The organism is Hydrogenophaga sp., assembly GCF_030373225.1.
GTDB lineage: Bacteria > Pseudomonadota > Gammaproteobacteria > Burkholderiales > Burkholderiaceae_C > Hydrogenophaga.
In genome coordinates this window covers 1-26,678 of sequence record NZ_JAUCZG010000044.1, presented here as the reverse complement: position 1 = coordinate 26,678, position 26,678 = coordinate 1, and the positions used below count along the sequence as shown (strand labels likewise).

The following is a 26,678-nucleotide window of genomic DNA, read 5'->3' as shown; positions in this document are numbered from 1 at the left end:
AAGCGCGCACCACCGAGCGCAGCACCAGCGCGGAGAAGTTCAAGCAGAGCGGTATCTCCGTCGGTCTGGGCGGCGCTTTGGTCGAAGCTGCCCAAGGCGTGACGCAGTTGGTCGAGGCGGTGGGCAAGACGCAGGACGCGCGCATGCAGGCGCTGGGCACCGCCACCGCTGCGCTGCAGGGCTACAACACGATGCAAGGCCTGAGCGCCCCGACGTCGGGTAGCGCCCCCAGCGCAGGTGTCTCCGTGAGCATCAGCATCGGCGCCAGCCAGAGCAAGAGCCACACCGAGAGCCAACGCAACAACGCCCAAGGCTCCACTCTCGTTGCTGGCGGCGACATCAACCTGCGCGCTGCGGGCGCGGGCGAACGCTCGGACATCGTGGTCCAGGGCAGTCGGGTGAAGGCCGGGCAGGCAGCCACACTCAGCGCAGAAGGTGATGTGGACCTGCTCGCGGCAACAAACACCACGCAGGAGGGCAACCGCAACCAGAACAGCAGCGCCAGCGTCGGCTTCAGCCTGGGTGCCCGGACTGGCGTCACGGTGGCCGCCAGCGCGGGCAGGGGCGCCGGCTCGGGCAAGGAGACCGTCTACAGCAACACCCGCATCGAGGCGGGCGAGCAGGTGCACATCGACTCCGGCGGCAACACCACCTTGCGCGGAGCCGTGGTGGCCGCACCCAAGGTACAGGCACGCATCCAGGGCGACTTGCTCATCGAGAGCCTGCAGGACACCAGCGCCTCCCATGAACAAAGCAAGCAAGTCGGTGGCTCCGTGACCTTCGGCCCGGCAACGGGGGCCAGCATCAGTTCGGGCAAGACCAGGATCGACAGCCACCTGGCCTCGGTGAGCGAACAGAGCGCCATCCGCGCCGGTGACGGCGGGTTTGATGTGCAAGTGAACGGTGCCACCGATCTCAAAGGTGGGGCCATCACGAGCACACAGGCGGCCATCGACCAGGGTCTCAACACCTTCGACAGCGAAGGTGGCCTCACCACCAGCGACATCCACAACACCGCCAGCTTCTCAGCGACGTCCAGTGGTGTGAGCGTCGGCGTGGGCAGCCAGCTGGGCGCCAGCGGCGCAGGCATCGGATCGGACAAGGGCTCGGCCAGCAGCACCACGCATGCGGCCATCTCGGGTATTGCGGGCAACACAAGCGCCCGCACCGGCGACGCTGAAACGGGCCTGGCGCCCATCTTCGACAGGGACCGCGTGCGAGATGAGGTCGAGGCTCAGGTCGCCATCACCAAGGCGTTTGGGCAGCAGGCCGTCAAGACCGGCGCAGTGTTTGCGGACGACAAAGCCAATCAGTTGCGTCGCACGGGCAACGAAGAGGAGGCCCGCAAGTGGGACGAAGGCGGCGAATACCGCGTGGCCCTGCACGCAGGCATCGGCCTGCTCGGCGGTGGGGTCGAGGGCGTCGTGGGTGCGGCAACAGGAGCCATGGTCATTCCAGTGCTGGGGGAGGAGATCGCCCATTTGAACCTGCCCGAGCCGGTTCGCCAGGGCTTGACCCAGGTGGTGGGCGCTGTCGTGGGCGCGACCACCGGCAGCACGGCGGGTGCGGTCACCTCACTGAACCAAACCGCCCACAACTACGTCAGCCACAGCCCGTTTGCCAGCGTTCGGCGCGCCGTGAGCCGGGAGAACGCACGGCTCACGAACGAGTGCGGATCGGGCTGCACGGCGCAGGACTTCAAGCGCATCGACCAGCAAATGGGCGCCTTGGAACGGGCAGGAAACCTCAGCGAGATCGCTCAGCACAGTGCGCTCACACCTGAGCAAGCCAGGCAGCTCACACAGATGGTGCTGGAACTCGCTCCGTTTTACGGCAATGGCGAAGCGCTTGCTCAGTTGCTGACCGGCAAGAGCAGCCTGACAGGAGAAGACGCAAGCAAGCTTTGGGCAGCGGTCGGCTTGATGCCGGTCGTCGGCGGGGTGTTTCGAAAGATGGTTGAGCCGTCGCCGGAGATGCTGAGTGCGGTCCTGCGGAACAACATGTATCGCGACGGAGGTGACCCGGGGATTCTCAAGCAGATGCTCGAGGCAGCAGCAAGGAATTCCACGGTCAACCCAAACGGAACAGAGGTGGTGCTCGGCAAATACATAGCTGGCGATCCAGCGTCATACGAGCAGGTTGCGAGGAGTCGCGGTGCCACGTTCTTCGAAATACCTGACTGGGCTGTGGTTGAGGGCCAGATTGGCGCACCTCAGATGTGGAGCATCAACAGCGCATTTTTAGATCAGCAAATCGCTGCTGGAAAATCTTTTCTTTTTACCTCAAATCCGGTAAAACTCGACCCCCGCTCATTCACAGGAAGAGAATTGCGACACCTTCTTGACAATGGATACCGCCTAATCGAACAACCTGGAGGATTTTATCGTGCTGTTAAAAAATGACATCGATGGACGAAATGGATTGCGGCAAATCATCCTTAAGCATTATGAAGCTCAAAGCGTGCCTGCAACAATATTCTGGGAATCCGAGGAACAGGGGTTTTTCAACGCTCATTTTTTGATTGACAGGAAACATGTCGCACGCTACGGCATAGGCGAAGACAGATCCACCGCAATTGGAGGGCTGCAGTTAGCAATTGGCCCGCACTATTTTTCACCTGAGGACTTCTGGGGCTACGAGCCCGCCCAGCAATTTTCAATTGAACCAAGCGAAGACGCCATCAAAAGAAACTTGAGGCTGCTTGATGAATTTCTGAGAACAAGAGAGATAGAGGTCTAATTTTTTACAATTCAATGCACGGCTATGAAAATCGAAAATTGCACTGACGGAAGAAATCTTCTGAGAAAAACAATTTCCTCATTCTACGAAGTCAACGGAGGTAGGCATATCTATTGCTTCAGAGTTGATAAAAAAGGTGAGCCCGACTGGCATGAAGAGCACTGCCTTTTGGATAGAAAACATGTGTTTAGCTACAGCATTGGAAGCGATAGGGGCATCGCCATCGGTGGTATCGCCTTAGCCATTGGTCCGCACTACTTCACCCCAGCAAATTTCTGGGACTATGAAAATTCAGAACGATTCAGCATTGAATCAAGTACAGAGGCTGTCGAGAAAAACCTGCGCTTGCTCGATGAGTTTCTGGGTTATCGAACCAAGACCTGAGGAAGGTCTGCAAAACCCCCGCCGCAGGGCGAGTTGAGTCGATGGATTTCGGAGGTCGATATGGAAATCGGATTCGGAAGGTTTCCGGGCTCGGATTTCAGCGTTTTGGGGCCGTTTTGCCCTGCCCTGCAGGGCCTCTCCCGGGGTGCGGGCCTACTCATCCCCGCTCCATGTTCAAAAGTCGTTTGCGCACCATCCACAGATTGCTCAGCGCAAACAGCATCGTCATCCGTGCCCTGTTCTTGGCCAGACCCCGGTAGCGCACCTTCACATGACCGAACTGCTGCTTGATCACCCGAAACGGGTGTTCCGCCTTCGCCCGGATGCGCGCCTTGGTCTGCTCCCGCTTGTCCATGATCTCGCCCACGGGCGTGCTTTTGACCATTCCTTTGCGTTTGCCCGGGCGCATGGCCACATGCCAGTTCACCTCGATGCCCTGCGTCTCTTCACGCTTGGTCACACCCTGGTAGCCCACGTCGGCGAACACGTCGCGCTCTTCTTCAGGGCGCCAGCGCGCCGGCGTGCGTCACGTCGTTGACGTTGGCAGCCGTGCCCACCACGCTGTGTACCAGGCCCGAGTCGGCGTCCACGCCACTGTGCACCTTCACCCCCAAGTGCCACTGGTTGCCCTTCTTGGTCTGGTGCATCTCGGGGTCGCGATCGCCGCTGTTGTTCTTGGTCGAGCTGAGCGCGGCAATGATGGTGGCCTCTACCACGGTGTCGGTCTTGAACAACAGGCCTTGATGGGCCAGCCCAACATTGATGGTGGCAAGCACCTGAGAGGCGAGCTGGTGCTTCTCCAGCAGGTGGCGAAAGCGCAGGATGGTGCTCTCATCAGGCAGGCGTGCTGCGCCGTCGAAGCCAACGCAGCGGCGGTACCAAGGGCGCTAGAGCAGCTCTTTTTCCATCGCTGGATCGCTCAGGTTCCACCACGGCTGCAGGCAAAGGATGCGCGACATGGTCTCCACTGCAAACGGCGGGCGTCCACCCAGCGCCTGGTGTGCGCCACGGGTGTGCGGCTGGATGAGTGCAACCAAGGCCTGCCACGGCACGACCTTGTTCATCTCTTCAAGAAACTCTTCCTTGCGCGTCTTCTTGTGGAGGGAATCCAGCCCCAGCGTGATTTGGTTCATGCCCCTGTTTTCTCCCCACTTCACGCCGCTGGCCAACTCAAAGGGCGTGGGGTTTTGCAGATCTCCCCAAGAGTTCTTGGAGGAGATGAATAAGCCATACCTTGATGCGGCTATAGCCCGAAATGATGAATTGGTGCTTCTAACCCGACCAACTCCAGAAATACTGGCAAGGGGAGGTGCATTTTTAAGAGAATACGAGTACCTGATTTCCAGAGGATTTAGGTACGAATCCACCACCGGAAAAATGATCGGAGGCAAATAGTGTCTGCACTGGAAAGTATCAAAACATCGTTAAATGAAGGATGCCTTACAGAGGATCATGTTATGCACCTATTGACGGCCTACAACGAAGATTCCGCCTCGGCGACCAAATGGCCAATCTCGGTAATCAAACTAATTAGAGATAGATTGGAAAACAATCTTTCGATCATAGTTTCGCACAATTCCAACTTATTGATTCTCGAAACACCGCAGCATCTGGCCGACTGGATTGAAAAGTTTCTCCCGGAAATAGCTCGCGATTGCCGATAGGGCAACGCATCGCTCCAAGTAGCCTCTTGCACTATTGATTCAAAGAAGTCGGAGGCTTATTGGTTACGCGTGTCATTGGAGATCCCCAAGCACATGCTGAAGTCGAGCGCGTGTTCAGGCATCTTGTCAACTCGCCTCGGGTCGAGCGAATGAGGCCATGAAGTCAGGCGTCCACTCGTCGCTCGTCGCCCAGAACACCGTCTCGCAGTCGGGCAGCCTGGGCGCGGACCCGCTCTGCCTGACTGTGCAGGGCATGGCGAAGTGCGATGCAGAAAGAGCGGACAAGACGATCTCATTGAAGCGTTTGCCAGCATTCAGCGAGCCATCGGTGCACCCGGCGTGGGTTGCAACGGCGGCATGGGTTGCGGCGATGGTCCAGGCGGTGCGGGTGGCATCGGTTGCGTGGGCGGCACGGCCGGCACCGACGTGACCAGTTCATGCAGGATGCCGCCGCCGGCGACCGAACCGCTGGCCGTGCCCTCGCCGTGCACCATGCGCTCGCAGATGGCCTTGTTGTCCGGCGCCAGGTCGGCACAGCGCTTCACGGCGTTGTGCATGCGCGATTCGGCCGTGTCGCCAGCCATGGGCATGCGTCCCTTGCCCTGCGCGCGCACCGCCGCCGCTTCGCGCAGGCAACTGCTGCGCTCGTGTTGTGAATCGCTGCGCAAACAGGCCGCGCGGTCCTTCTCGTAGGTCGTCTGGACCCAGGCGCCGACGGCGCACCAGGCAGAGGCCGCCACCAGGGCGCAGCGGATCATCGGAGCGGGGAGGGTGTTCATGGATGTCCTTCGCCGGTCACAGGTGTCTGGGTGCGCCCGACCGGGTGCCCACATGCTGGCTGTGGCTGCGTGTATGGTCTGTGCTGCAGCGCACCCATGCCCAACCCCAAGCCGCCACCCCACGCTCCGATGTTCAAACGATTTCGCTACCGACTGGCCCTGCAGGCCGCGCTGCGCGAACTGGGCATCGACAAGGCCCGCCTGAACCCGGCACTTTTCGACGAGGTGCTGGCCACGGGGCTGCGCGAAGGCCTGGCACCCAGGGAGGCCGCCCTGGAGATCCTGCCGGTGGCCTTCCCCGCGATGGACCTGATCGACCGCCTCAGCGCACTGGCGGTGATCCGGCGCTGGCGGCGCAAGTCGCGCGTGCGCGAGGCCCATTACCAGCGGGCGCTCGCCGGGGGACTGCCAGACCTGCAGTCGACGTCCTTCCAGGACCCGTGATCCGGCCCGGCGGCGCGGGCATCCTGAGCGTGTCCATCGGTCGGCTTTCTGTATGGCGTCGCACAGACGCGTGGCGGTCGGGCCCGCCATGATGCAAGGTCCGGGCTGGTGCGCCGCAACCTCTGCGGCGCCAGTGCGACCCTCCTGCAAGCAGAACCGCCATGAACCTGAACCTGAGCATCGGCCCCCTGGTGGCCCTCATCGCCGGCATCCTCATTCTTGTGATGCCGCGCATGCTGAACTACATCGTCGCTTTCTATCTGATCATCGTCGGCATCATCGGCCTGTTCGGACGCAACCTCGGCTTGTGAACCCCCGCGTCTGACGGATGCGGCAGGTGCCGCAGCGTCCGACCACCCCGCCCGCCGCACCCTGGGTGCCGCGGGCTTTTTTTCGTCCGCAGGGTTGGCATCAAGCTTGCAAGCCATCTTGAATACAAGACGGAATGCTCACGCATGGTGCGCGGCGCTTCCATCCTGGTGCGTCCCCAACCGTTCAACCTGCTGGAGCCCGTTCATGAAGACACCCACCACCCCCGCCCTCTCCTCAACGGCCAGCCGCCGCACCGTGTTGCAGCTCGGCGCTGCGGGTGCAGCCATCGGTCTGCTGGGTGCGCCCGGCCTGCTGCGCGCACAGACCGCTGTCAAGGTCCGGCTGGGCTACTGGCCCATCGCTGCCGGCCTGCCGTTCTACTCGGCCATCGAGCTGGGCTACTTCAAGGAAGCCGGGCTGGACGTGGAGCCGCTGAAGTTCGCCGGCGCCCAGCAGGTGATGGAAGCGGTTCTCTCGGGCCGCTCCGACGGCACCGCCAACGGCACCGGCTCGGCCAACATCGCCATCGGCGAACTGGCACAGCCCGGCACCTTCAAGATCTTCTGCTCCAACCCCAGCAACGTGAAGAACGTGCTCGACGAAGTCATCGTGCCGGTGGCCAGCCCCGCCAAGGTGATGGCCGACCTCAAGGGCAAGCGCGTGGCCTCGGGCCCCGGCATCCAGAACGTGACCCTGGCCAAGACCATCCTGGAGCGCGGCGGCGCCACCGGTGCCACCGTGATCGAACTGCCGATCGGCCAGCACGTGGCTGCGCTGGCTGCGGGCCAGATCGACGGCGCCTACACGCTGGAGCCCACGGGCACCATCGGCCGCATGAACGGCACCAGCCGCGTGCTCGAAGCCGGTGTCATTGCGCGCTACGTGCTGGGCGACAACATGGCGCCGTGGTTCGGCGGCTCGGCGTCGCTGTCGTCCGACTTCATCAAGAAGAACCCCGAGGTGGCGAAGAAGTTTGTCGCGGCCTATGCCAAGGGTGTGGCCTATGTGCGCAGCAAGCCGGTGGAAGCGCGCAAGTACCTCACGGGCTACACCCCGATCGAAGGCGCCCTCGCCAGCGAGGTGCCGCTGGCCGCCTACACCATGTACAACGAATTCACGCCGGCCGACATCGGCCACTTCCAGAAGTTCTTCGACCTGTTCTCCGAGAAGGGCATCTTCAGCTCGCGCCTCATGGTCGAGACCATGCTCTACAAAGGTTGAACGACATGAAAGCCCCCACGTTTGCCGCCCTGCGGCTGCTCTGCCCCCCCGGGGGGCGCATGTCGCCTTGGGGCGGCCCTGCGGTGAAACCCGACCCCCACGCTGCGCTGCCCCCCGGGGGGGCTGTTGCGCCTTGGGGCGGCCCGGCGGCGCCCTGATGGAAACCGCCAAACCCTGGACGCCACCGGCGGCAAACGCTCCCCCGGTGGTTCAACGCAAGACCGACTGGGGACGCGCCCTGCCCTTCGTGGGTCCGGTCGTGCTCTTCATCATCTGGGACCTGGTGGTGCGCACCGGCTTCATCAAGCCGATCCTGCTGCCCGCGCCGGCGGACGCCATCGGCGCCCTGCTCGGCGGGCTGGCCGGTGGCCCGCTGCTGACCGACTTTGCGGTGACGGTCTGGCGCACGGTGCAGGCCTTCATGATTGCGGCGGTGGTCGGCATGCCCTTGGGTGTGCTGCTGGGCAGCAACGAGAAGGCCTACCGCAGCGTGGAGTTCCTGATCGACTTCTTCCGCTCCACGCCGTCGTCGGCGCTGATTCCGCTGTTCCTCATGGTGTTCGGCGTGTCCGACATCAACAAGGTGGCCATCGCCGCTTTCGGTGCGTTGCTGATCGTGATTTTCAACAGCGCCTACGGGGTGATCAATGCGCGCAAGCAGCGTGTGATGGCGGCCAAGGTGATGGGCGCCACGCGCTGGCAGGTGTTCAAGGACGTGCTGATCTGGGAAAGCCTGCAACCCAGCTTCGTGGGCCTGCGCTCCGCCGTGTCGATGGCGCTGGTGATCGTGATCGTGGCCGAGATGTTCATCGGCGCCGACAGCGGCCTGGGCAACCGCATCATCAACTCGCAGCAGGTGATGAACGTGAAAGACATGTATGCGTCCATCCTGGCGGCGGGTGCGCTGGGTTATGCCTTGAACGTGCTCTTCCTGCTGATCGAACGAAAGATTGTTCACTGGAGCGGAAGATGAGCACCGTGTTGAATGCCCCTGTTTTCGCCGACGTGCCGGTGCCCGCCTTCCAGCCCGGCCCGGCCGGCACGCACATCACCATCCGTGGCCTCACCAAGTACTTCGCGGGCTGGCCACTGTACGAGAACTTCGACCTGGACATCCCGAAGCACAAGATCGTGTCGGTGTTCGGGCCCAACGGCTGCGGCAAGAGCACGCTGATCAACATGATCGCCGGCCTGGTGCCGATCGACAGCGGCGAGATCCTGTTCGACGGCAAGAGCTTGAAGGACACCAAGATCGGCTACGTGTTCCAGAACTACCGCGAGGCGATGTTCCCGTGGATGCGCACCATCGACAACATCGCCTACCCGCTCAAGCTCGAAGGCAGGAGCAAGGCCGAGGTGGACCGGCGCATGGCCGAGCTGGTGGCCTCGTTCGACGTGAAGTTCGACCTCAACCGCTACCCCTACGAACTCTCCGGCGGCCAGCAGCAGACCGCCTCCATCATGCGGGCGCTGGCACCCAACCCCGAGGTGCTGTTTCTCGACGAGCCCTTCTCCGCACTGGACTTCGAAATGACGCTGTTCATCCGCGAGAAGCTGCAAGAGGTGTTCATGCAGACCGGCACCACCATGGTGCTGGTCTCGCACGACCTCGAAGAAGCGGTGTACCTGGCCGACCAGGTGCTGCTGCTCACCAAGCGCCCGACCAAGGTGGCCGAGATCCTGCCTTACGACGATCCGCGCCCGCGCACCACCGCCACGCTGTCCGAGCCCAGCTTTGTGGCCGCGAAGAAGCGCAGCCTGGAGATCTTCCAGCGTGAGGTGCGGCGATGAACGAGATGCAGACGCTGGCCTATGTGCAGGCCGCCGCGGTGCTGCTGGAGCTGCCGCTGGGCGATGAACAGGCGCAGCGCGTGGCCACGCACCTGCAGCGCACCGCCACCCTGGCCGCGCTGCTCGATGCCTTCGAACTCGCGCCGCACGACGAGCCGGCCGAGATCTATTGCCCGGCGCCGTTTCCGCCGCCCGGGCATTGAGGCCGGCCATGCAGGGCCCTTTGTCGCTGAGCCAGACGGTGCAGGCCGTCGCGGGCGGCTCCCTGCGCGCGCTGGACGCGCTGGAGGCCTGCATCGCCCGCATCGAAGCCACCGACGCACACATCAACGCCTTCACCGGCACGCGCTTCGAGGCCGCCCGTGCACAGGCCGCACGGGTGGACGCACAGCGCAGCCGGGGTGAGGCGCTGGGCTCGCTGGCGGGCGTGCCGTTCGCGGTGAAGAACCTGTTCGACATCGCCGGTGAGGTGACGCTGGCCGGCTCCACGGTCAACCGCACCGACCCGCCCGCCAGCGCCGACGCGGTGCTGGTGCAGCGCCTGCAGGCCCAGGGTGCGGTGCTGGTCGGCTCGCTCAACATGGACGAATACGCCTACGGCTTCACCACCGAAAACACCCACTTTGGCCCGACGCACAACCCGCACCGGCTCGCCTGTTCGGCCGGCGGCTCCTCGGGCGGCTCGGGTGCGGCGGTGGCCGCGGCCCAGGTGCCGCTGACCCTGGGCTCGGACACCAACGGTTCGATCCGGGTGCCGGCGTCGCTGTGCGGGGTGTGGGGCCTCAAGCCCACCTTCGGCCGCCTGTCGCGGCGCGGAACCTTCCCTTTCGTGCACAGCCTCGACCACCTCGGCCCGCTGGCCGACGACCTGCCCGGCCTGGCGCTGGCCTACGACGCGCTGCAGGGCGCCGATCCGCTGGACCCGGGTTGCCACGCGACCTCGGTGCAGGCCACGGTGCGCTCGCTGGGCCTGGGCATGCAGGACCTGCGGGTGGGCGTGCTCGGTGGCTACTTCGCCGAACACGCCGGCGATGGCGCCCGCGCCGTGGTCGCGCTGGCGGCCCGGGCGCTGGGGGCCAGCGCCACCGTGCAATGGCCCGACGCGCAGCAGGCGCGTGCAGCCGCCTTCATCGTCACAGCCAGCGAGGGGGGCGCACAACACCTGCAGCGCCTGCGCACCCAGGCCGCCGATTTCGAGCCGCTGTCGGTCGACCGTTTCATCGCCGGCGCCTTGCAGCCGGCCGCCTGGTACACCCGCGCCCAGCGCTTTCGCCGCGTCTACCGCGACAAGGTCAACGCGCTGTTCCGCGACTGGGACGTGCTGATCGCACCGGCCACGCCCCTGCCTGCACAGCCGCTGGGCACCGAGTGGATCCACATCAACGGCCAGCGTCTGCCCTGCCGTCCCTCCATCGGCCTGCTCACACAACCGGTCTCGTTTGCCGGCTGTCCGGTGGTGGCCGCCCCCCTGTGGCCCGCAGACACCGGCGGCCTGCCCATCGGCGTGCAGCTGATCGCCGCACCCTGGCGCGAAGACCTCGCCCTGCGCGCCGGCATGGCACTGCACAATGCGGGCCTTGCCCACTGCAAACCCGTGGAGTTCTGAATGGATACCAACCTGCCCGATGTGCTGGCCGATGTGACGGCCGCCTTTGAGCGCTACGAACAGGCCCTGATCAGCAACGATGTGGCGGTGCTCGACGAGCTGTTCTGGGACAGCCCCCACACCCTGCGCTTTGGTGCCACGGAAAACCTCTACGGCATCGACGAGATCCGCGCGTTTCGCGTGGGTCGGCCCACCGCCGGCCTGCAGCGCAGCGTGCTGCGAACCGCCATCACCACGCACGGTCGCGACCTGGCCACCACCAACATCGAGTTCCGCCGCGTGGGCGACCCGCGCCTGGGCCGCCAGAGCCAGACCTGGGTGCGCATGAACGATGGCTGGCGCGTGGTGTCCGCCCACGTGAGCTGGATGGCCTGATGGTCACGCGCACGCTGCGCACCGGCAGGTCGCGCCCCGCCAAGGCGCCCGTCGGCATCGAGCCCTTCCAGTCGCGTGCCGAGGAGGTGTACCGGCTGGTCAAGCAGGACATCGCCAACTTCCGCCTGGTGCCCGGCGACCGTTTCACCGAACACGAACTCTGTTCGCGGCTGGACGTCTCGCGCACGCCGGTGCGCCAGGCGCTGTTCCGGCTGCAGCAGGAAGGCCTGGTGGAGGTGATGTTTCGCAGCGGCTGGCGCGTGCTGCCGTTCGACTTCGACAAGTTCGACCAGCTCTACGACCTGCGCATGGTGCTGGAGACCACCGCCGTGCAGCGCCTGTGTCTGCAGGAGGTGGCGGCGTCGTCACCGGCCCTGCAGGCGCTCAAGGAACGCTGGCTGGTGCCGTTGGCCGAGCGCAGCACCGACGCGGCCGAAGTCGCCGCGTGGGACGAGGCCTTTCATGAAACGCTGGTGAGTGCCGCCGGCAATGCCGAGCTCGCGCGTGTCCACCACGACGTGACGGAACGCATCCGCATCATCCGCCGGCTCGATTTTCTGCAGCAGGTGCGCATCGATGCGACCTACGAGGAACACGCGAAGATCCTGCGCGCCATCCTGGCGCGCAAGTCCGACCGCGCCGACCTGCTGCTGCGCTCGCACATCCAGACCAGCCAGACCGAGGTGCGCAAGATCACCCTGCATCAGGTGTACCTGGCACAGCAGGTGGCACCCGCTGCCTGAACCGCCGCCCCCGCCTGGCAGCGCTCAGAGCACGGCCAGCAAGGCCTTCGAAGGCGCCGACCAGCCCACGATCGCGCCCTGCGCGGTGATCATCGCCAGCGCGGCGGCGTGGAAGTCGGGAAAGTAGCTGGCCGTGCCGTCTTCCAGCACCAGGCAGTCGTACCCGCGGTCGTTCGCTTCACGCAGCGTGGACTGCACACACACCTCGGTGGTCACGCCGGCCACCACCAGTTGCGTGATGCCGCGCGCCTGCAGTTGCTGTTGCAGGTCGGTGGCGTAGAAGGCGCCCTTGCCCGGTTTGTCGATCACCACCTCACCGGCGCGCGGCGCCAGCTCGGGCACGATCTGGTTACCCGGCTCGCCGCGCACCAGCACGCGCCCCATCGGGCCCAGGTCGCCGATGCGCAGGCTGGGGGACCCGCGCAGGCGTTTGGCCGGTGGGCAGTCGCTCAGGTCGGGTGCGTGCGATTCGCGCGTGTGCACCACCAGCCCACCCATGGCGCGCCAGGCGGCGAGCACCCGGGCGATGGCGGGCACGATGGCCTGCAGCGGCTCCACCGTGTTGCCCAGCGATTCACCGAAGCCGCCGGGCTCCACGAAATCGCGCTGCATGTCGATGATGAGCAAGGCCGCCTGCGAGGGGTCGAGTTCGAACGGGAATGGTTGGGCAGTGACGGTCTTCATGCGGTGGCCTCCTCGGTCTGCGTGTCGTGGCTGGCGGTCTCGTCGCCATGCCCGCCCGCCATGTGCGCGCCCAGCCGCTGGCGGTCGGCGCCCTCGGCCGGGGTTTCGAACACCAGCTGCCCGCCGCTGATCACGGCCACGCGGTCGGCCAGCTGCATGAGTTCGTCGAGGTCTTCGCTGATCAGCAGCACGGCCGCACCCCGGTTGCGTGCGGCCACCAGCCGGGCGTGGATCTCGGCGGTGGCGGCGAAGTCCAGCCCGAAGGTGGGGTTGCTCACCAGCAGCAGCCTGGCCTCGCCGGCCAGCTCGCGCGCGAGCACGGCGCGCTGGACATTGCCGCCGGAGAGCGCGCGCATGGGGGCATCGATGCCCGGCGTCTTCACGCGGTATTCGTCCACCCAGCGCTGCGCCATGGCCCGCAAACGGGGCCAGCGGATCCAGCCAGCGTTGGCCTGAGGCGTCTCGTCGAACAGGCGCAGCGCCATGTTCTGCGCCACGCTCATGTCGGGCACGCAGGCGTTGATGAGCGGCTCCTCGGGCAGGCTGCGCACCTGGAGCACCCGGTTCTGGCGGCGCCGGCCAGCGTAGGGTTCGCCGTGCACCCTGACCTCGCCGCCGAGGCGCTCGCGCTGGCCGGTGAGGGCCTGCATCAGCTCCTTCTGGCCGTTGCCCGACACGCCCGCCAGGCCCAGGATCTCGCCCGCGCGCACCTGCAGCGTGAGGCCGTCCAGCGCCAGGTCGCCGCGGTCGCCCATGACCGTGAGCGCGTCCACGGCCAGCACCACGCCGGCGTCCGGCGGCTGCGCGGTTTTCTGCAGCAGGGCCTTCCCGGCCGCCTGGCCCACCATGGCGTGCGCGAGTTCGTCCGGGTCCGTCCCTGCCACCGCCTTGCTCAGCACCAGCTGGCCGCGCCGCAGCACCGACACGTCGTCGGCATAGGCCATGACCTCGCGGAACTTGTGCGTGATCATCACGATGGAGCAGTCGCCGGCGTGGGCACGCTCCTTGAGTGCACCCAGCACCTCGTCGGCCTCCTGCGGGGTCAGCACCGACGTGGGTTCGTCGAGGATCAGCAGGCGCGGGCGCAGCAGCAGCTGCTTGAGGATCTCCAGCTTCTGTTTCTGCCCGGCCGAGAGATCGACCGGATAGGCATCCAGGTCGAGCGAGAACGGCGCACCGGCCATGAAGGCCTTGAGCTCGGCGCGGGCGGCCTTCCAGTCGATCACCGCCGGCAGGGCACCGCGGGTCAGCAGCAGGTTCTCGGCCACCGTCATGCCGGGCACCACGGTGAAGTGCTGGTAGACCATGCCGATGCCCAGCTCGCGCGCCACGCCGGGCGAATGGATGTCCTGCTCGCGACCGTCGATCAGCACCGAGCCCTCGTCGCCCCGGTGGTAGCCCACCACGGCCTTGACGAAGGTGCTCTTGCCGGCGCCGTTTTCGCCGAGCAGCGCGTGCACGGTGCCGGGGCGCACGGTGAGCGAGACGGCGTCCAGCGCGGTGAAGGCGCCAAAGCGTTTGGTCAGCTGGTAGGTGTCGAGTTGCAGCGCGTGCATGGCGGGTCTTTCAGAGCGACTGCAAGGCCTGGATCACGGCCGCCGCCTCGGACACCGCGCCGAACACGCCGCCCTGCATGGGAACCATGTTCAGCGCGGCCTGGTGGTTGCCGGGGTCGGTGGCGCCGGTCCCGTCGGACAGCAGCACGCACTCGAAGCCGCGGTCGTTCGCCTCACGCATCGTGGTGTGCACGCACACGTCGGTGGTGATGCCGGTGAGGATCAGGTTGCGGATCCCGCGCGTGTGCAGGATCAGCTCGAGGTCGGTGGCGTAAAACGAGCCCTTGCCCGGCTTGTCGATCACGGGTTCGCCCGGCAGCGGTGCGAGCTCGGGAATGATCTCCCAGCCGGGCTCCCCGCGCACCAGGATGCGCCCGCAGGGGCCGGCGTCGCCGATGCCCGCTCCCACCTGGCGCGAACGCCAGCGTTTGTTGGCCGGCAGGTCCGACAGGTCGCTGCGGTGGCCCTCGCGGGTGTGGATCACATGCAGGCCGGCGGCGCGTGCAGCGGCCAGCACCCGACCGATCGGCTCGATCGGCGCGCGGGTGAGCGAGAGGTCGTAGCCCATGGAATCCACATAGCCCCCCACGCCGCAGAAGTCGATCTGCATGTCGATGATCAGCAGCGCGGTGTTGGCCGCGCGCAGGTCGCCATCGAACGGCCAGGCGTAGGGCTGGGCCTGGGCAAACAGGCTCATGGCTGATCGAGCAGGTTGGGGACATTGCCCACGAAGTCGCGGGTGGGCGGCTCGAAGCCGCAGGAACGCCCGTCGGTGTGCACCACCTCCGCTTCCCAAGGCAGCTTGAAGCGCCCGGCCACCATGTCCTGCATGAAGGTGTAGGGGCAGTCCTGCGCGCCACCCTTCACCGCCACATAGCCCCGGTGGCTGAACTGGTAGGGGTTGTTTTCCACGCCCCAGTGCAGGCGGGCTTCGCGGATCAGGTCGGGCCGGATCTCGGCGCAGATGATCTCGTCGGCCCGGCCACCGCCTTGCACGACCACCGTGCCTTCGTGGTCACAGACCATGGCCTCGCCCATCGAATCAAAGCTGCCGTCGCTGCCGCACAGGCACACACTCGCGGTGGCCATGAGGTTCTGGAAGGCATTGGCCTGGTTGGTGATCTGCCAGGCGTGGCGGATGGGCGCGGTGTAGCCGGCGGTGCGCAGCATGAGTTCGGCGCCCTTGTAGGCGCACTCGCGTGCCATCTCGGGAAACATGCCGTCGTGGCAGATGATGAGCGCAAGCCGGATGCCGCGCGGCCCCTCGATCACCGGGATGCCCATGTTGCCGGGCTCCCAGGGCTCCACCGGCACCCACGGGTGGAACTTGCGGTAGTAGAGCTTGAGCACGCCCTGGTCATCGAAGATGATGCCGGTGTTGTAAGGGTTGCCGCCGGGGTTGGCTTCCATGATGGAGAAGCAGCCCCAGATGCGGTGGGTGATGCAGGCCTGGCGCATGGCCTCGACCTCGGGGCCGTCCATGCTCACCATGAGCTCGGGCGCGGTGCTCATGGACAAACCGTGCAGCGCGTACTCGGGAAACACCAGCAGGTCCATGTGGGCGTAGCCGCGCCGGGCCTTGCCCACCATGTCCACGATCTTCTGCGCCTGTGCGGCCAGTTGCGCCGGCGTCTGCACCACCGGCAGCTGCAGCTGGGCCAGGCCCACCACCACGCCAGCAGGCGATTTGTTCAAGCCACTCAATCCGTTCATCGTCATTGCTCCAGTTTCAGGAATCGGTCAACGCTGCACGCCCAGCTCGCCCGGGGCGCCACGCAGCACACGCTGCGGCGCGCAAGTCACCACCAGGATGACCAGCGTCATCACGTAGGGCACGGCGTTGAAGAGGTAGTAGTAGCCGGTCACGCCCACCGACTGCAGCGCCGGGCCGAGCGCGCCCGCGCCACCGAACAGCAGCGCCGCCCACAGGCAGGCCAGGGGCCGCCAGCGCGCGAAGATCACCAGCGCCACCGCGATCAGGCCCTGGCCGCTGGACAGGCCCTCGTTCCAGCTGCCGGGGTAGTACAGCGACAGCGATGCCCCCCCGAGACCGGCGATGGCGCCGCCCGCCGTGGTGGCCAGCGTGCGCACCCAGGTGACCGAGGTGCCGAGTGCCCGTGCGGCGTCCGAGGAGTCGCCCACCATGCGCACCAGCAGGCCCCAGCGCGTGTTGGCGAACGCCCACGACATGAGCAGCGCCAGCAACACGCCGATGGGAAACAGCGCATTGATGTCCAGCGCAGCGCGCACCTGCGGCGAATCGCTCCAGTTGCCCAGGGGCAGCGAGCCCAACGTGGGCGCCTGCGGCTGGATCAGGGGTTTGCCGAGGTAGAAGGCCAGACCGATGCCGAGCATCATCACGCCGATGCCCATGGCGATGTCGTTGACGCGCTGCATCGAACAGGCCAGGCCGTGCAACAGCGCCAGCAGCGCCCCGCTGGCCGCGCCGGCCAGCACGCCGAGCCAGGCGGAGTCGCTCCAGTACGCCACGCCGAATGCACTCATGGCGGAGAACACGAGCACGCCTTCCAGCCCGAGGTTGATGCGCCCCGACTTTTCGGTGAGGCATTCGCCCAGGCTCACGAACAGGAACGGTGTGCCCACCCGGATGGCGCCGCCCAGAATGGCCAGCAGCACCGCAACGATCGCGTCGAGGTCCATCAGGCGGCTCCCGTCGGCGGCGCGGGCCGGCCGGTCGGCTTGAAGGCATCCCAGCGGATGCGCCCGCGCGCCGCCTCGGCCGAGAGGATGAGCACGAACACAAAACCCAGCAGCACCTGCACCGACGCGTCGGGCAGGCCCAGCCGGCGCTGCAGCAGGCTGCCCGCAGCGCCAAAGCCGCCGAGCACGATGGCCACCGGAATGATGGCCAGCGGATGGTGGCGCGCAGCAAAGCTCACCAGGATGCCGGTGTAGCCCAGCCCGGCGATCACCGAGGCGTTGGCCGCGGTGTGCACGGCCGCGATCTCGATGCCGCCGGCCAGGCCCGCCGCCGCGCCACCGAGTGCACAGGCGGTGACCACGAGCCGCCCGGCCGGCAGGCCGACCAGACCGGCCGCACGCACATTGCCGCCGACCACGCGGGTGGCAAAGCCGTGCGTGGTCTGACCGAGCCAGAGGGCGGCCAGCACGCAGCACACCACGCCCCAGACCAGGCCCCAGTGCACGTCGTAACTCCCGATGGGGCCGATCAACAGACCGTCCTGGAGCGCATAGGTCGACGGCTTGTTCAGACTGGCCGGGTCGCGCATGGGGCCCTCGACCAGGTGCTTGAACACATTGACCGCCACGTAGGCCAGCAGCAGGCTGCTGATGGTTTCGTTGACGCCCCGGTACTGGCGCAACCAGCCCGCCAGCGCGATCCACGCCGCGCCACCGAGTGCGGCGGCCAGCATGAGGCTGGTGGTGCCGAACACCCCTTCGGGCACGGCCCACACATAAGGCAAGCCGGCGCAAGCCAGCGCACCCACGATGAGCGCACCTTCGCCGCCGATGATGGTGAGACCGGCTCGCGCGGGCAGCGCCACACACAGCGCAGTGAGCATCAGCGGCGCGGCGCGCTGCAGGGTGTTCTGCAGCGAAAACGCGTCGCCGAAGGCGCCGAAGAACAGCAGCTTCCAGACCTCCAGCGGATCAAAACCCGCCAGCGCCACGAACACGCCGAACAACAGCAGCGCCCCCGCGATCGCAAGGCAGGGCAGCAGCAGGGCCTCGGCGGCGTCGGCGGCGCGGCTGGTCATGGCTGGGCCCGCGCAACAAGGGCCATCACACCTTGCCCACGACGCCTTCGACCAGGTAGTTCATCGACTCGAGTTCGATCGCGGTCTGCTTGAAGACCTTGCCCTTGGGCACGACCACCTTGCCGGTGTTGTCCTTGAGTTCACCCGCGAAGATGTCGAAGTCGCCCTTGAGCATGCGGGCCTTGATCGCATCGGCCTGCTTGCGCGCCGGCTCGCTCACGGCGGGTCCGTAGGCCGAGGTCTTCACGAAGCCCTCGCGCAGGCCGCCGCGCACGAAATTGGGGTGTGGCTTGCCGGTGCGGGCGGCGTCGATCATGGTGGTCACGGGCGTGACCCAGTTCCATTCGGCACCGGTGAGGTAGGCCTGGGGGGCCAGCCGGGACTGGTCGGCGTGGTAGCCACACACCATCTTGCCGCGGCGCGCGGCGGTCTCCACGATCACCTTGGGCGAATCCACGTGCATGGTGAAGACGTCCACACCCTGGTCGGACAGGCTGCTGGTGGCCTCGGCCTCCTTCACCGGCAGCGACCAGTCGCCCGTGAAGATCACGGTGGTGGTGATGCTCGGGTCCACCGAGCGTGCGCCCATGGTGAAGGCGTTGATGTTGCGCAGCACCTGCGGAATGGGCTTGGCGGCAATGAAGCCCAGCTTCTTGCTCTTGCTCATGTGGCCGGCCACCACACCGTTGAGGTACTGCGCCTCCTCGATGTAGCCGAAGTAACTCGCTGCGTTGGTCGGGTGCTTGCCGGCCGTCCACAGGCCGCCGCAGTGCGCGAAGCGCACGCCGGCATTTTTGGGCGCCACGGCCAGGATGTGGGGGTCGAAGTAGCCGAACGAGGTGGGAAACAGCAGCGTGGCCCCGTCCTGCGAAATCATGCCCTGCATGCTGCGCTGCACGGCCTGCGTCTCGGGCACGCTTTCTTCTTCCACCACCTTCACACCCGGCATCTTCTTGAGCACGGCGGCCGACTCCGCGTGGGCCTGGTTGTAGCCGTAGTCGTCGCGCGGACCGACATACAGAAAGCCCACGGTGATCGCGGCCTGCGCCTGCGCAGTCAGCGGCAGGCCGCCCAGTGCCAGCCCGGCGCCCATGGCGCCCGAGCCCAGAATCCAGTCGCGACGGTTCCACATTGCCTTGTCCATGAGTGACCTCTTTTCAAATCCGTTGGTGGGGTGATCGGTGGTCCTGAGCGGGATGGCTTCTGAAGCAACACCATCTTGTATTCAAGACGATGCACTTCAAGCAATGCGCGTGCCACCGATGGGAGCACCGGGTTTCCCGGACGTTTTCAAGGGCGTGGAGGGGTCGTGGCGAGGTGGGCACCGGTGTGACCGGGCCGCATGAATGCCGCCCATCGGGCACGGCCGCAGTGCGCAAGACGCGCACATGCCCTTCTGCGGTGCACGGACTGCACCACCGTTCGCACCAGCCGGGCGCAGCTGGCCGGCTCAGTTCGCGGAATCGTCCTCGGGGAAGTCGAGGGTGTCGTCGAGCGCCCTGGCGGCCATGCGCGGCAGCATGCGGCCAATGAAGGTCTCGCCCAGCCAGCGGCGCACCGGTGCCTGCTCGGTACCGGGCTCGAGCGTGAAACTCAGGCTGCTGAAGCTGCCGATGCCGTCGTCGACCTGCAGCCCGGCAGGCAGCGCGGGTGCCTCGGCGCTGTCGTCCAGGGGCCGGGCCAGTTCGAGCTTCCAGGCGCTGAGGAAGCGGTCGAAATAACCCACCGTGCCGCGGCGCCACATTTCGGCCACGTGCACGTTCCAGCTGCCCGACTGCTCCACCACGAAACCCCAGGCGAACTCGTGCACGCGCTCGGGGGTCTGGGGAAAAACACCGATTTCCAGCACTTCCTCGCGCGCGGCGTACTCGGCGAACAGGGGGCCGGGGCCGCTGACCTGTCCGCGCACGAAGCAGTCGATTTCCTGCGGGTCGGGGCTGAACAGCGCCTGCGGCACCGGGGTGGTCTGGCGCGCCCGCTTGAGCAGCCGCTCGGTGGCATCGACCGTTTTCTGGGCCTGGATGCAGCGGTCGCGAAAGGTGCGGCGCCCCTCCTCGGTGGAGATCAGGGCCACCGTTTCGTCGAACGCCGCGTCGTCCTGCAGGTGCCCGGACTCGCGCATGTGCAGCACGATGTCGAGCATGGAGTTCCGGGTGATGTGCTCGATCATGTAGGCCATTTCGCCGCCTTCACAGTCGGTCATCGAGCTCTTGATCCAGGCCATGAGCTCCAGCCCCGAGAGGCCCTGCGGCGCGCGCGGCATGTCGTTGAACAAGGCACGCAACACCCGCACGGTGTCCAAATCACTCGCCATAGAGCCCTCCAGGCCGTCGGTCACAAATGGGCAGGCGGCCAGAACAGGCCTCCGATACCCGGTACAGTGGCAAGCATAGTTCCGAACCGGTGCCGCAGGCACCCGGCCGACCACCCGGCGGGCCTGTGCCGGCCAGCGAGCGTGACGGTTTTGGCACGCGTGATCGCGCAGCACCCGTTTCGGCGTCACGGCACCCCGCCCACAACAGGAGACCCCATGCAACTCAAATCCCTCATTGCCAGCCTCACCCTGGCGCTGGCCGCCGGCGCGGTGGCCGCCCAGGACACCGTGGTCTACCACTTCGACAACACCGAAAACCAGGGCCTCAAGGGCTTGCGCAATGTGCGCAACCACCTCGACACCGACCCCAAGGCAAAGATCTCGGTCGTCACCCATGCCGAAGGCGTGGACATGCTGATGGAGGGCGCCAAGGCGGCCAACGGCACCGAGTTCGCGCCGCTGGTGTCGGCCCTCAAGAGCCGTGGCGTGTCGTTCGAGATCTGCGAGATCACCCTCAGGGGCCGCGACCTGAAAAAGGAGCAGTTCATCCAGGAAGCGGATTTCACGCCGTCGGGCGTGCTGCGCATCACGCGGCTGCAGAAGCAGGGCTTTGCCTACATCAAGCCCTGAGTCGGCACCGCGCATGCAGGACCTGTCGGTGGCCGGGGGCGGCGAACTCGAGGTGGACGTGCTGATCGCCGGCGCCGGGCCCTGCGGCCTGATGCTGGCCAACGAGCTCGGCCTGCGCCGGGTGAGCTGTCTCGTGGTGGACCCGAAACCGGGCACGGCCTTCAACCCGCAGGCCAATGCGACGCAGGCCCGCACCATGGAGCATTTCCGGCGCATCGGCATCTCCGGGCAGGTGCGCGCACTCGGACTGCCGACCGATCACCCCACCGACATCGCCTACTTCACCCGGTTTGCGCGGCACGAACTGGCGCGCCTGCGCCTGCCCACCGCAGCGCAGGCGACGCAGCGCATTGCGCAGATGACGGGTTCATGGAGCGCGGCCGAGCTGCCCCACCGCGTCTCGCAGAAATATGTGGAGGCGGTGCTGCGCGAACACGCCGAGCGCCGCACCGGCCGCCCGATCGGCTTTGGTTGGCGGCTGCACTCGTTCGAGGACACGCAAGGCGGCGTGCTGGCGCGCTTGACGCCAGCCACCAACGAAGGCCCCGGGGTGACGGTGCGTTCGCGCTTTCTCGTCGGCGCCGACGGCGCGCGCAGCCCGGTGCGCAGCGCGTTGGGCATCGCCATGGGCGGCGCCAGCGGTCTGCAACGCCAGTTCATGGGCGGCAAGATGTTTGCCATCTACCTGCGCGCGCCGGCGTTCTACCAGCGCTTCCCGCACGACATCGCCTGGATGTACGTGTCGGTCAACCACGAGCGGCGGGTGTTCATGGCATCGGTGGACGGGCGCGGTGAGTTCGCCTTCCACGCCGCCGTGCACCCGCACGAAACCCCCGAAGACTGGACGCACGAGGACGCGCGCCGCATCTTCGCCGAGGCCAGCGGCATGGCCGACCTGGACATCGAGATCCTCTCCACCGGCATCTGGATCGCCGGCCATTCGCTGGTGGCCGAGCATTATCGGCAGGGCCATGTGTTCATTGCCGGCGATGCCGCCCACCTGTTCACGCCCACCGGGGGTCTGGGCTACAACACCGCGGTGGGTGATGCGGTCAACCTGGGCTGGAAGCTCGCCGCGGTGGTCAAGGGCCGGGCGCACGTCCGCCTGCTGGACAGCTATGAGCAGGAGCGCCGACCGATCGGCCTGCGCAACACCGCCTGTGCGCGCGGGTTCGCCGACTCGGTGGGCCTGTTCGAGGCCACCCCCGACCTGGAGGCCGATGGCGCCGAGGGAGACCGGCAGCGCGCCCGGGCCAGCGACGTGCTGGGTGAGCACGTGCGGCGCGAGTTCAACATACCCGGCGTCACCCTGGGCGAGCGCTGCGACGATTCACCGATCGTCTTCGGTGATGCAGCGAACGCGCCGCCCGACCACGCGAATGCCTATGTGCCGACCACCCTGCCGGGCGGTCGCCTGCCGCACCACTGGCTGGACGGCGAGCGCTCGCTCTACGACCTGCTGGGCTTCGAGTGGAACGTGCTGGCTCCGCCCCATCTGGAGGACGCGGCGCAGGCCCTGGTCGCGGCCGGCGTGCGGGCCGGGCTGGAGGTGCACCGGCCGGTCCTGCCGCCCGGTGGCACCGGTGACCTGCTGGACGAAGGCATGTTGATCGTCAGGCCCGATCAGGTGATCGCCTGGCGCGGACCGGAGGCCGCCGACCCGGCCGCCATCTGGGCTGTCGTGGCCGCAACGCCCGACCCCCGTGCACACGGTGCCGGCGGGCCGGCACCGGCTCACTTCGCGTAGAGCTGACGGATGTCGGCGAAGGCCTTGAGCTCGATCGCGTTGCCCGACGGGTCCATGAAGAACATGGTGGCCTGCTCACCCGGCTGACCCGCAAAGCGGATGTAGGGCTTGATCACGAACTCGACGCCCAGGCCCTTGAGGCGGTCGGCCATGCGCTCCCAGTCGGCCATCGGCAGCACCATGCCGAAATGGCGCACCGGCACACCGTGTCCGTCCACCGCGTTGTTGGCGGCCACACCGCAGGCCTCGGGCGCCAGGTGCGCCACGATCTGGTGACCATAGAAGTTGAAATCGATCCACTCGGGTGAGCTGCGGCCTTCCGGGCAGCCCAGCAAACCCCCGTAGAAGCCGCGGGCGACTTCGAGGTCGTGCACCGGGAAGGCAAGATGGAAGGGCGACATCGGCGCGGGGTTGGTGGCCGGTGCGGTCATGGTCGGGAGATCGGAAGAATCGGTGCAAGCGGTGTTCATTCAGGGCCTCGGCTGGGAAATGGAAACGACCTGCATGGTAGGCAGTCCCATTGAAAAAGAAAAACAATGGATTTTTAGGTTGAGCATCATTATTCTTTGTGAATGATCGCTGAACTCAAGACCTTCATTGCCGTGGCCCGGGTGGGCACCTTTGCCGCGGCCGGCCAGCAGATCGGCCTGACGCAGGCGGCGGTGAGCGCGCAGATGAAACGGCTGGAAGACGAACTCGGCTTCACCCTGTTCGACCGCACCGGCCGGTCGGCCCGCATCAACCGGCGCGGGCAGCAGACCTTGTCGCAGGCGCAGGAACTGATCGAACTGTATGGCCAGCTCGGCGTGCGCCAGCGCACCCGGGCGCGCGCGGTGTTCGTGAGCCTGGGCGCGATCGCGTCGGTGCAGCAGTCGATGCTGCCGCCGGCGCTGGTGCGCTTCCACCACCAGCTGCCCGGTGCCCGCACGCGCGTGGTGCCGGGCCTGTCGCATGCGCTGCTCAACGCCGTGGACGCGGGCGAGATGGACGCGGCGGTGATCATCCGCCCGCCGTTCGCCCTGCACAGCGACCTGCGCTGGACGCCGCTGGCGAAAGAGCCGTTCCGCCTGCTCGTTCCCCGCAACGCCCGGGGCGATGACTGGCGCGGCCTGCTCACCGGGCAAGCGTTCATCCGCTACGACCGCAGCTCCTTCGGCGGCCGGCAGGTGGACCGCTTCCTGCGCGAACACCGGCTGGGTGTGCAGGAGGTGAGCGAACTCGACGAACTCGAGGCCATCGTGCGTCTGGTCACCAGCGGCCTGGGCGCGGCCCTGGTGCCGCAGACCGCAGATCGGCGGCGCTGGCCGGCCGGCGTGCGCGCGATCGACCTCGGGCCCCACACCTTCCACCGCGAGATCGGCCTGGTGCACCGGGTCGACACCGCCGATGCGGTGCGACAACTGGCCGCCCTGGTGGTCGAGGCCTATGGCCAGCCCCGAACGCCACCACCGGCGGCCTGAGGGTCGGCGGCCCCGCCCCAACCGCCCTGCGGTTCAGTCCGGTGCGCCTGGCTGCTGCACCAGCGCCATGGCGCAGCGCCCATGGCCCACCGACCAGTCGGAGTGGTCGTTTTCATGCAGGAAGATGAACACGTCGGCCGGCGCAACTCCGGCCATCGCATGCAGCTTGCGCGCCATGGCGGCATAGAGGGCGCGTTTCATGGCGTCGCTGCGCCCGCGGCGCATCGTGATTTCCACCACGACCACCGCATCGGATCGCATCACGCCGTTGAAGCTGCGGCTGAACGCGAACTGTCCAGGGACGTAATCGCTCACCATGTTGAACAGTTCGTCCTGGGGCATGCCGATGCCCTCCACCAGCGCCTGATGGATGGCCTGCACGATGGCTTCGCGACCGCTGAGTGGGGTCTGGCGGGGCACATGGGTATGAACAAAGGGCATGTCGGGGTCTTCCTGATGGTTCCATGGATGGCGGACCCGGGCCGGGTGGCGCGGGGGCCGGATTTGGCGAAAATCGCCTGCAGTCGAGCGCGCCACTGTGGCCGCACCAGGCGCCTGTGAAAAGCGATTTTTCGGTCCACCCTAAGTACCTCTGGATCACATACCCATGAAACGCCGCCTGCCCCCGCTCCATGCCCTGCGGGCCTTTGAAGCCGCTGCTCGCCTGGGCCGCATGACCGCAGCGGCCGAGGAACTTGCCGTGTCACCCGGCGCCATCAGCCGGCAGGTGCGTCAGCTCGAGGAGCACCTCGGCATGGCGCTGTTCGACGGCACCAGGTCCCGCCCGACCCTGACGGCAGCGGCTCGCTCATTGCAGCCCGCGCTGACCAGCGCCTTCGAGCAGATCCGCGATGCGGTGCGCTCGCTCGACGACGCCGGCCAGGGCCCGCTGGACGTGGCCTGTTTCAGCACCTTCACCGTCAAGTGGCTGATTCCGAGGTTGTTCGACTTTCATGCGCGCCACCCCGGTATCGAGGTGCGCCTGCGCACCACCGACACCGGCACCGATGCCGCGCGCGAAGGCTGCGACCTGCTCATCACCGCCTTGAACGCCAGCACCCGGCAGGAGGCGAGCGACGCCTTGCCCCTGTTTGCCGAACAGTTGGGGCCGGTCATGGCGCCGTCACTCGCCGCTCGAAACTCAGGGCTGCACACAGGCAACGATCTGGCCGGTCACACCCTGCTGCACACCCGCGCGCGCCGCGATGCCTGGGACAGGTGGGCGGCGGCGGCGGGCATCGAGCTGCCAGCCAGGTCAGTCACCGCAGGTCCTGTGTACGAGCACTACTACTTCACGCTCGAGTCGGCCTTGCGGGGACTGGGCGTTGCCGTCGCGCCCTGGCACCTCGTGTTGGACGACGTGCTGGCTGGCCGGCTGGTGGCACCACTGGGCTTCACCGCATCGGGCTACGAGTACCTGGCGCTGCGCCGCAGCGGTGCAGCCCACCCGCGGCTGGACCTGTTCTGCGGCTGGCTCCAGGCGCAGGCGGGCGCCATGCCCGCGCACCCGACCTGACGCCGGTGCACGGTCAGGGTTGTTGCGACGAGCCAGGCTCGAGGGGTTTGGACGGACGGCTGGCGCCAGGGAAGAGCCATGAAGCGCACTTCGAACAGACTCGCCCAGCCTTGCCTTGCTCCTGTCGATGGCGCTGGCGTTTTCCTGTCGGGCTGGGTGGCCTCAGGCGTGCAGGACCCATCCGCGGGGGACACTGCAAAAGCCGCCTTTGCACACAACGCAGAGCAACAACAACGGGGCGGTCATGCTGGCCGCCGAACCCCCGCCCGGCGGCACGTCCGGCCGTCATGCGCATCAGGGCGACGAGTGCGAAAGAGGGTCATCCCACTCACGCGTCGCCCACCCACAGCATGGCCATGCCCGTGCCCACGCCGGCCGGGATGCCGACCCGCTTGAAGGCGCCGACCGGCTCGCCCCCGATCACCTCCACCGGCACCGTGCTGCATTCCAGCAACTGGCTCGTGAGGGAGTTCTCCAGCGTGCGCACGAGTGCGCTCTTGCGTGCGGTGCCGATGACGATGCGGTCGCAGCGCAGTTGGCGGGCGGCCTCGGCGATGCAACCGGCCTTGTCCCCCACCTCGGCGTGCGCACGGAAGGGAACACCGGCGCTCTCGAGCAGCTGCCGGGCGCCGGCCAGCGCTTCGTCGGAGCGTTCGCGGTGGAAGTCATCGCGCAGCTCGCGGGAGATGTGGCGCGCCACGTTGGCCGAAAAAGGCGGTTGCACGTTGATCAGGTGAACCATCCGCACATGGCCCTGGCGGTGTGCGCCGACCGCACGCTGCACGGCCAGCAGCGCGTTGCGTGTTCCGTCGCAGGGCAGCAGGAGGGTGACCATGTGAATCCTTTCTGGCAGAAGCGCCTTGCACACGCCGGGTGAGCCAGGGTGCGGGTGGCCGACGACAGGCGGCCTCGCCGAATCTAGATGTGAAGAGTCAAGAGGTTGTTTCTTGACGAGCTGAGTCTGGACATGGGA

General features: G+C 66.7%; 29 protein-coding genes and 1 pseudogene. 17 read left to right on the top strand and 13 right to left on the bottom strand.

Annotated features, from left to right (window positions below; all coding sequences use genetic code 11):
- The 3 genes from QUV35_RS18070 to QUV35_RS18060 all read left to right on the top strand — a co-directional run.
- On the top strand, nucleotides 1-2,402 hold a 2,402-nt coding region (locus QUV35_RS18070), incomplete at its 5' end, for a hemagglutinin repeat-containing protein (RefSeq protein WP_300877238.1).
- Nucleotides 2,386-2,739 carry a hypothetical protein gene (locus tag QUV35_RS18065; protein ID WP_300877237.1) on the top strand — a complete coding sequence of 118 codons (354 nt, stop codon included), beginning with the start codon at nucleotides 2,386-2,388 and terminating at the stop codon, nucleotides 2,737-2,739. The genes QUV35_RS18070 and QUV35_RS18065, both read left to right, overlap by 17 nt.
- 24 nt (nucleotides 2,740-2,763) lie before the next feature.
- On the top strand, nucleotides 2,764-3,123 hold the full coding sequence (locus tag QUV35_RS18060; RefSeq protein WP_300877236.1) for a hypothetical protein: 360 nt from the start codon (nucleotides 2,764-2,766) through the stop codon (nucleotides 3,121-3,123).
- Nucleotides 3,124-3,280: 157 nt separating this feature from the next.
- Here the strand turns inward: QUV35_RS18060 and QUV35_RS18055 are convergent.
- Nucleotides 3,281-4,256, bottom strand: a pseudogene (locus QUV35_RS18055) (IS5 family transposase).
- Here QUV35_RS18055 and QUV35_RS18050 point away from each other — a divergent pair.
- Nucleotides 4,255-4,518, top strand: coding sequence for a hypothetical protein (locus QUV35_RS18050; RefSeq protein WP_300877235.1), 264 nt, complete (start codon nucleotides 4,255-4,257; stop codon nucleotides 4,516-4,518). The pseudogene QUV35_RS18055 and the gene QUV35_RS18050 sit on opposite strands and share 2 nt — an antisense overlap.
- Nucleotides 4,519-5,101: 583 nt before the next feature.
- On the opposite strand, the gene QUV35_RS18045 is transcribed toward QUV35_RS18050, so the two are convergent.
- A complete protein-coding gene (locus QUV35_RS18045; protein ID WP_300877234.1) occupies nucleotides 5,102-5,566 on the bottom strand; it encodes a hypothetical protein in 465 nt (154 codons plus the stop codon).
- A 129-nt stretch (nucleotides 5,567-5,695) separates the two neighbouring features.
- On the opposite strand from QUV35_RS18045, the gene QUV35_RS18040 reads away from it, so the two are divergent.
- The 9 genes from QUV35_RS18040 (at nucleotide 5,696) to QUV35_RS18000 (ending at nucleotide 12,058) form a co-directional block, all read left to right on the top strand.
- A complete protein-coding gene (locus QUV35_RS18040) occupies nucleotides 5,696-6,010 on the top strand; it encodes a hypothetical protein (RefSeq protein ID WP_300877233.1) in 315 nt (104 codons plus the stop codon).
- A 161-nt stretch (nucleotides 6,011-6,171) separates the two neighbouring features.
- Nucleotides 6,172-6,321 (top strand): DUF3096 domain-containing protein, encoded by a 150-nt coding sequence (locus QUV35_RS18035; protein ID WP_300877232.1) that lies wholly within the window; start codon nucleotides 6,172-6,174, stop codon nucleotides 6,319-6,321.
- 205 nt (nucleotides 6,322-6,526) lie between these two features.
- Complete coding sequence (locus QUV35_RS18030; protein WP_300877231.1) at nucleotides 6,527-7,543, top strand: ABC transporter substrate-binding protein; 1,017 nt, start codon at nucleotides 6,527-6,529, stop codon at nucleotides 7,541-7,543.
- A 157-nt stretch (nucleotides 7,544-7,700) separates the two neighbouring features.
- The gene (locus QUV35_RS18025; protein ID WP_300877230.1) at nucleotides 7,701-8,516 is read left to right on the top strand and encodes an ABC transporter permease; all 816 of its coding nucleotides are present in this window, start codon (nucleotides 7,701-7,703) and stop codon (nucleotides 8,514-8,516) included.
- Complete coding sequence (locus QUV35_RS18020) at nucleotides 8,513-9,334, top strand: ABC transporter ATP-binding protein (protein WP_300877229.1); 822 nt, start codon at nucleotides 8,513-8,515, stop codon at nucleotides 9,332-9,334. Before QUV35_RS18025 ends, QUV35_RS18020 begins: the two co-directional genes overlap by 4 nt.
- Entirely contained in the window at nucleotides 9,331-9,537 is a 207-nt protein-coding gene (locus QUV35_RS18015; protein ID WP_300877228.1) for a DUF4089 domain-containing protein, read from the top strand. The genes QUV35_RS18020 and QUV35_RS18015 overlap by 4 nt, the downstream gene beginning before the upstream one ends.
- Nucleotides 9,538-9,545: 8 nt before the next feature.
- Nucleotides 9,546-10,940 carry an AtzE family amidohydrolase gene (locus QUV35_RS18010; RefSeq protein ID WP_300877227.1) on the top strand — a complete coding sequence of 465 codons (1,395 nt, stop codon included), beginning with the start codon at nucleotides 9,546-9,548 and terminating at the stop codon, nucleotides 10,938-10,940.
- On the top strand, nucleotides 10,941-11,315 hold the full coding sequence (gene hpxZ, locus QUV35_RS18005) for an oxalurate catabolism protein HpxZ (protein ID WP_300877226.1): 375 nt from the start codon (nucleotides 10,941-10,943) through the stop codon (nucleotides 11,313-11,315).
- Nucleotides 11,315-12,058 (top strand): GntR family transcriptional regulator, encoded by a 744-nt coding sequence (locus QUV35_RS18000; RefSeq protein WP_300877225.1) that lies wholly within the window; start codon nucleotides 11,315-11,317, stop codon nucleotides 12,056-12,058. Before hpxZ ends, QUV35_RS18000 begins: the two co-directional genes overlap by 1 nt.
- A 24-nt stretch (nucleotides 12,059-12,082) precedes the next feature.
- Here QUV35_RS18000 and QUV35_RS17995 read toward each other — a convergent pair whose 3' ends face one another.
- The 8 genes from QUV35_RS17995 to QUV35_RS17960 form a co-directional block, all read right to left on the bottom strand.
- On the bottom strand, nucleotides 12,083-12,742 hold the full coding sequence (locus QUV35_RS17995; protein ID WP_300877224.1) for a cysteine hydrolase: 660 nt from the start codon (nucleotides 12,740-12,742) through the stop codon (nucleotides 12,083-12,085).
- The gene (locus QUV35_RS17990) at nucleotides 12,739-14,298 is read right to left on the bottom strand and encodes an ABC transporter ATP-binding protein (protein ID WP_300877223.1); all 1,560 of its coding nucleotides are present in this window, start codon (nucleotides 14,296-14,298) and stop codon (nucleotides 12,739-12,741) included. Before QUV35_RS17990 ends, QUV35_RS17995 begins: the two co-directional genes overlap by 4 nt.
- Before the next feature lie 10 nt (nucleotides 14,299-14,308).
- Nucleotides 14,309-14,995, bottom strand: a complete 687-nt coding sequence (locus QUV35_RS17985; protein WP_300877222.1) for an isochorismatase family cysteine hydrolase — start codon at nucleotides 14,993-14,995, stop codon at nucleotides 14,309-14,311.
- Entirely contained in the window at nucleotides 14,992-16,011 is a 1,020-nt protein-coding gene (locus QUV35_RS17980) for a formamidase (RefSeq protein WP_300877221.1), read from the bottom strand. Before QUV35_RS17980 ends, QUV35_RS17985 begins: the two co-directional genes overlap by 4 nt.
- Nucleotides 16,012-16,038: 27 nt before the next feature.
- Complete coding sequence (locus QUV35_RS17975; RefSeq protein ID WP_300877220.1) at nucleotides 16,039-16,959, bottom strand: ABC transporter permease; 921 nt, start codon at nucleotides 16,957-16,959, stop codon at nucleotides 16,039-16,041.
- Nucleotides 16,959-18,038: an ABC transporter permease gene (locus QUV35_RS17970; protein ID WP_300877219.1), complete on the bottom strand. Its 1,080-nt coding sequence runs from the start codon at nucleotides 18,036-18,038 to the stop codon at nucleotides 16,959-16,961. Before QUV35_RS17970 ends, QUV35_RS17975 begins: the two co-directional genes overlap by 1 nt.
- A 25-nt stretch (nucleotides 18,039-18,063) precedes the next feature.
- Complete coding sequence (locus tag QUV35_RS17965; protein ID WP_300877218.1) at nucleotides 18,064-19,182, bottom strand: BMP family ABC transporter substrate-binding protein; 1,119 nt, start codon at nucleotides 19,180-19,182, stop codon at nucleotides 18,064-18,066.
- A gap of 306 nt (nucleotides 19,183-19,488) precedes the next feature.
- A complete protein-coding gene (locus QUV35_RS17960; protein ID WP_300877217.1) occupies nucleotides 19,489-20,352 on the bottom strand; it encodes a hypothetical protein in 864 nt (287 codons plus the stop codon).
- 216 nt (nucleotides 20,353-20,568) lie between these two features.
- Between QUV35_RS17960 and QUV35_RS17955 the strand changes: the two genes are divergently transcribed.
- A complete protein-coding gene (locus QUV35_RS17955; RefSeq protein ID WP_300877216.1) occupies nucleotides 20,569-20,982 on the top strand; it encodes a DsrE family protein in 414 nt (137 codons plus the stop codon).
- A 13-nt stretch (nucleotides 20,983-20,995) separates the two neighbouring features.
- Entirely contained in the window at nucleotides 20,996-22,729 is a 1,734-nt protein-coding gene (locus QUV35_RS17950) for an FAD-dependent monooxygenase (protein WP_300877215.1), read from the top strand.
- On the opposite strand, the gene QUV35_RS17945 is transcribed toward QUV35_RS17950, so the two are convergent.
- Entirely contained in the window at nucleotides 22,717-23,160 is a 444-nt protein-coding gene (locus QUV35_RS17945; protein WP_300877239.1) for a VOC family protein, read from the bottom strand. The two genes, QUV35_RS17950 and QUV35_RS17945, sit on opposite strands and share 13 nt — an antisense overlap.
- Nucleotides 23,161-23,301: 141 nt before the next feature.
- Between QUV35_RS17945 and QUV35_RS17940 the strand changes: the two genes are divergently transcribed.
- Nucleotides 23,302-24,189, top strand: coding sequence for a LysR family transcriptional regulator (locus QUV35_RS17940; RefSeq protein WP_300877214.1), 888 nt, complete (start codon nucleotides 23,302-23,304; stop codon nucleotides 24,187-24,189).
- Between the two features lie 33 nt (nucleotides 24,190-24,222).
- On the opposite strand, the gene QUV35_RS17935 is transcribed toward QUV35_RS17940, so the two are convergent.
- Nucleotides 24,223-24,630, bottom strand: a complete 408-nt coding sequence (locus tag QUV35_RS17935; protein ID WP_300877213.1) for a tautomerase family protein — start codon at nucleotides 24,628-24,630, stop codon at nucleotides 24,223-24,225.
- Nucleotides 24,631-24,796: 166 nt separating this feature from the next.
- Here QUV35_RS17935 and QUV35_RS17930 point away from each other — a divergent pair, with 166 nt between their 5' ends.
- The gene (locus tag QUV35_RS17930; RefSeq protein WP_300877212.1) at nucleotides 24,797-25,705 is read left to right on the top strand and encodes a LysR substrate-binding domain-containing protein; all 909 of its coding nucleotides are present in this window, start codon (nucleotides 24,797-24,799) and stop codon (nucleotides 25,703-25,705) included.
- Between the two features lie 328 nt (nucleotides 25,706-26,033).
- Here the strand turns inward: QUV35_RS17930 and QUV35_RS17925 are convergent, their stop codons facing one another.
- A complete protein-coding gene (locus QUV35_RS17925) occupies nucleotides 26,034-26,540 on the bottom strand; it encodes a universal stress protein (RefSeq protein WP_300877211.1) in 507 nt (168 codons plus the stop codon).
- Nucleotides 26,541-26,678 lie beyond the last annotated feature (138 nt).

Excerpts from the sequence above, each read along its gene's own strand:
- QUV35_RS18035 (WP_300877232.1), top strand. The coding sequence starts at position 6,172 with ATGAACCTGAACCTGAGCATCGGCCCCCTGGTGGCCCTCATCGCCGGC.
- QUV35_RS17940 (WP_300877214.1), top strand. The coding sequence starts at position 23,302 with ATGATCGCTGAACTCAAGACCTTCATTGCCGTGGCCCGGGTGGGCACC.
- QUV35_RS17985 (WP_300877222.1), bottom strand. The coding sequence starts at position 14,995 with ATGAGCCTGTTTGCCCAGGCCCAGCCCTACGCCTGGCCGTTCGATGGC.
- QUV35_RS17930 (WP_300877212.1), top strand. The coding sequence starts at position 24,797 with ATGAAACGCCGCCTGCCCCCGCTCCATGCCCTGCGGGCCTTTGAAGCC.
- QUV35_RS18025 (WP_300877230.1), top strand. The coding sequence starts at position 7,701 with ATGGAAACCGCCAAACCCTGGACGCCACCGGCGGCAAACGCTCCCCCG.
- QUV35_RS18060 (WP_300877236.1), top strand. The coding sequence starts at position 2,764 with ATGAAAATCGAAAATTGCACTGACGGAAGAAATCTTCTGAGAAAAACA.
- QUV35_RS17995 (WP_300877224.1), bottom strand. The coding sequence starts at position 12,742 with ATGAAGACCGTCACTGCCCAACCATTCCCGTTCGAACTCGACCCCTCG.
- QUV35_RS17970 (WP_300877219.1), bottom strand. The coding sequence starts at position 18,038 with ATGACCAGCCGCGCCGCCGACGCCGCCGAGGCCCTGCTGCTGCCCTGC.
- QUV35_RS17965 (WP_300877218.1), bottom strand. The coding sequence starts at position 19,182 with ATGGACAAGGCAATGTGGAACCGTCGCGACTGGATTCTGGGCTCGGGC.
- QUV35_RS17945 (WP_300877239.1), bottom strand. The coding sequence starts at position 23,160 with ATGACCGCACCGGCCACCAACCCCGCGCCGATGTCGCCCTTCCATCTT.
- QUV35_RS17925 (WP_300877211.1), bottom strand. The coding sequence starts at position 26,540 with ATGGTCACCCTCCTGCTGCCCTGCGACGGAACACGCAACGCGCTGCTG.
- QUV35_RS18040 (WP_300877233.1), top strand. The coding sequence starts at position 5,696 with ATGTTCAAACGATTTCGCTACCGACTGGCCCTGCAGGCCGCGCTGCGC.
- QUV35_RS17975 (WP_300877220.1), bottom strand. The coding sequence starts at position 16,959 with ATGGACCTCGACGCGATCGTTGCGGTGCTGCTGGCCATTCTGGGCGGC.
- QUV35_RS18050 (WP_300877235.1), top strand. The coding sequence starts at position 4,255 with ATGCCCCTGTTTTCTCCCCACTTCACGCCGCTGGCCAACTCAAAGGGC.
- hpxZ (WP_300877226.1), top strand. The coding sequence starts at position 10,941 with ATGGATACCAACCTGCCCGATGTGCTGGCCGATGTGACGGCCGCCTTT.
- QUV35_RS17935 (WP_300877213.1), bottom strand. The coding sequence starts at position 24,630 with ATGCCCTTTGTTCATACCCATGTGCCCCGCCAGACCCCACTCAGCGGT.
- QUV35_RS18030 (WP_300877231.1), top strand. The coding sequence starts at position 6,527 with ATGAAGACACCCACCACCCCCGCCCTCTCCTCAACGGCCAGCCGCCGC.
- QUV35_RS18010 (WP_300877227.1), top strand. The coding sequence starts at position 9,546 with ATGCAGGGCCCTTTGTCGCTGAGCCAGACGGTGCAGGCCGTCGCGGGC.
- QUV35_RS17990 (WP_300877223.1), bottom strand. The coding sequence starts at position 14,298 with ATGCACGCGCTGCAACTCGACACCTACCAGCTGACCAAACGCTTTGGC.
- QUV35_RS17955 (WP_300877216.1), top strand. The coding sequence starts at position 20,569 with ATGCAACTCAAATCCCTCATTGCCAGCCTCACCCTGGCGCTGGCCGCC.
- QUV35_RS18020 (WP_300877229.1), top strand. The coding sequence starts at position 8,513 with ATGAGCACCGTGTTGAATGCCCCTGTTTTCGCCGACGTGCCGGTGCCC.
- QUV35_RS18045 (WP_300877234.1), bottom strand. The coding sequence starts at position 5,566 with ATGAACACCCTCCCCGCTCCGATGATCCGCTGCGCCCTGGTGGCGGCC.
- QUV35_RS17980 (WP_300877221.1), bottom strand. The coding sequence starts at position 16,011 with ATGAACGGATTGAGTGGCTTGAACAAATCGCCTGCTGGCGTGGTGGTG.
- QUV35_RS18015 (WP_300877228.1), top strand. The coding sequence starts at position 9,331 with ATGAACGAGATGCAGACGCTGGCCTATGTGCAGGCCGCCGCGGTGCTG.
- QUV35_RS17950 (WP_300877215.1), top strand. The coding sequence starts at position 20,996 with ATGCAGGACCTGTCGGTGGCCGGGGGCGGCGAACTCGAGGTGGACGTG.
- QUV35_RS18000 (WP_300877225.1), top strand. The coding sequence starts at position 11,315 with ATGGTCACGCGCACGCTGCGCACCGGCAGGTCGCGCCCCGCCAAGGCG.
- QUV35_RS17960 (WP_300877217.1), bottom strand. The coding sequence starts at position 20,352 with ATGGCGAGTGATTTGGACACCGTGCGGGTGTTGCGTGCCTTGTTCAAC.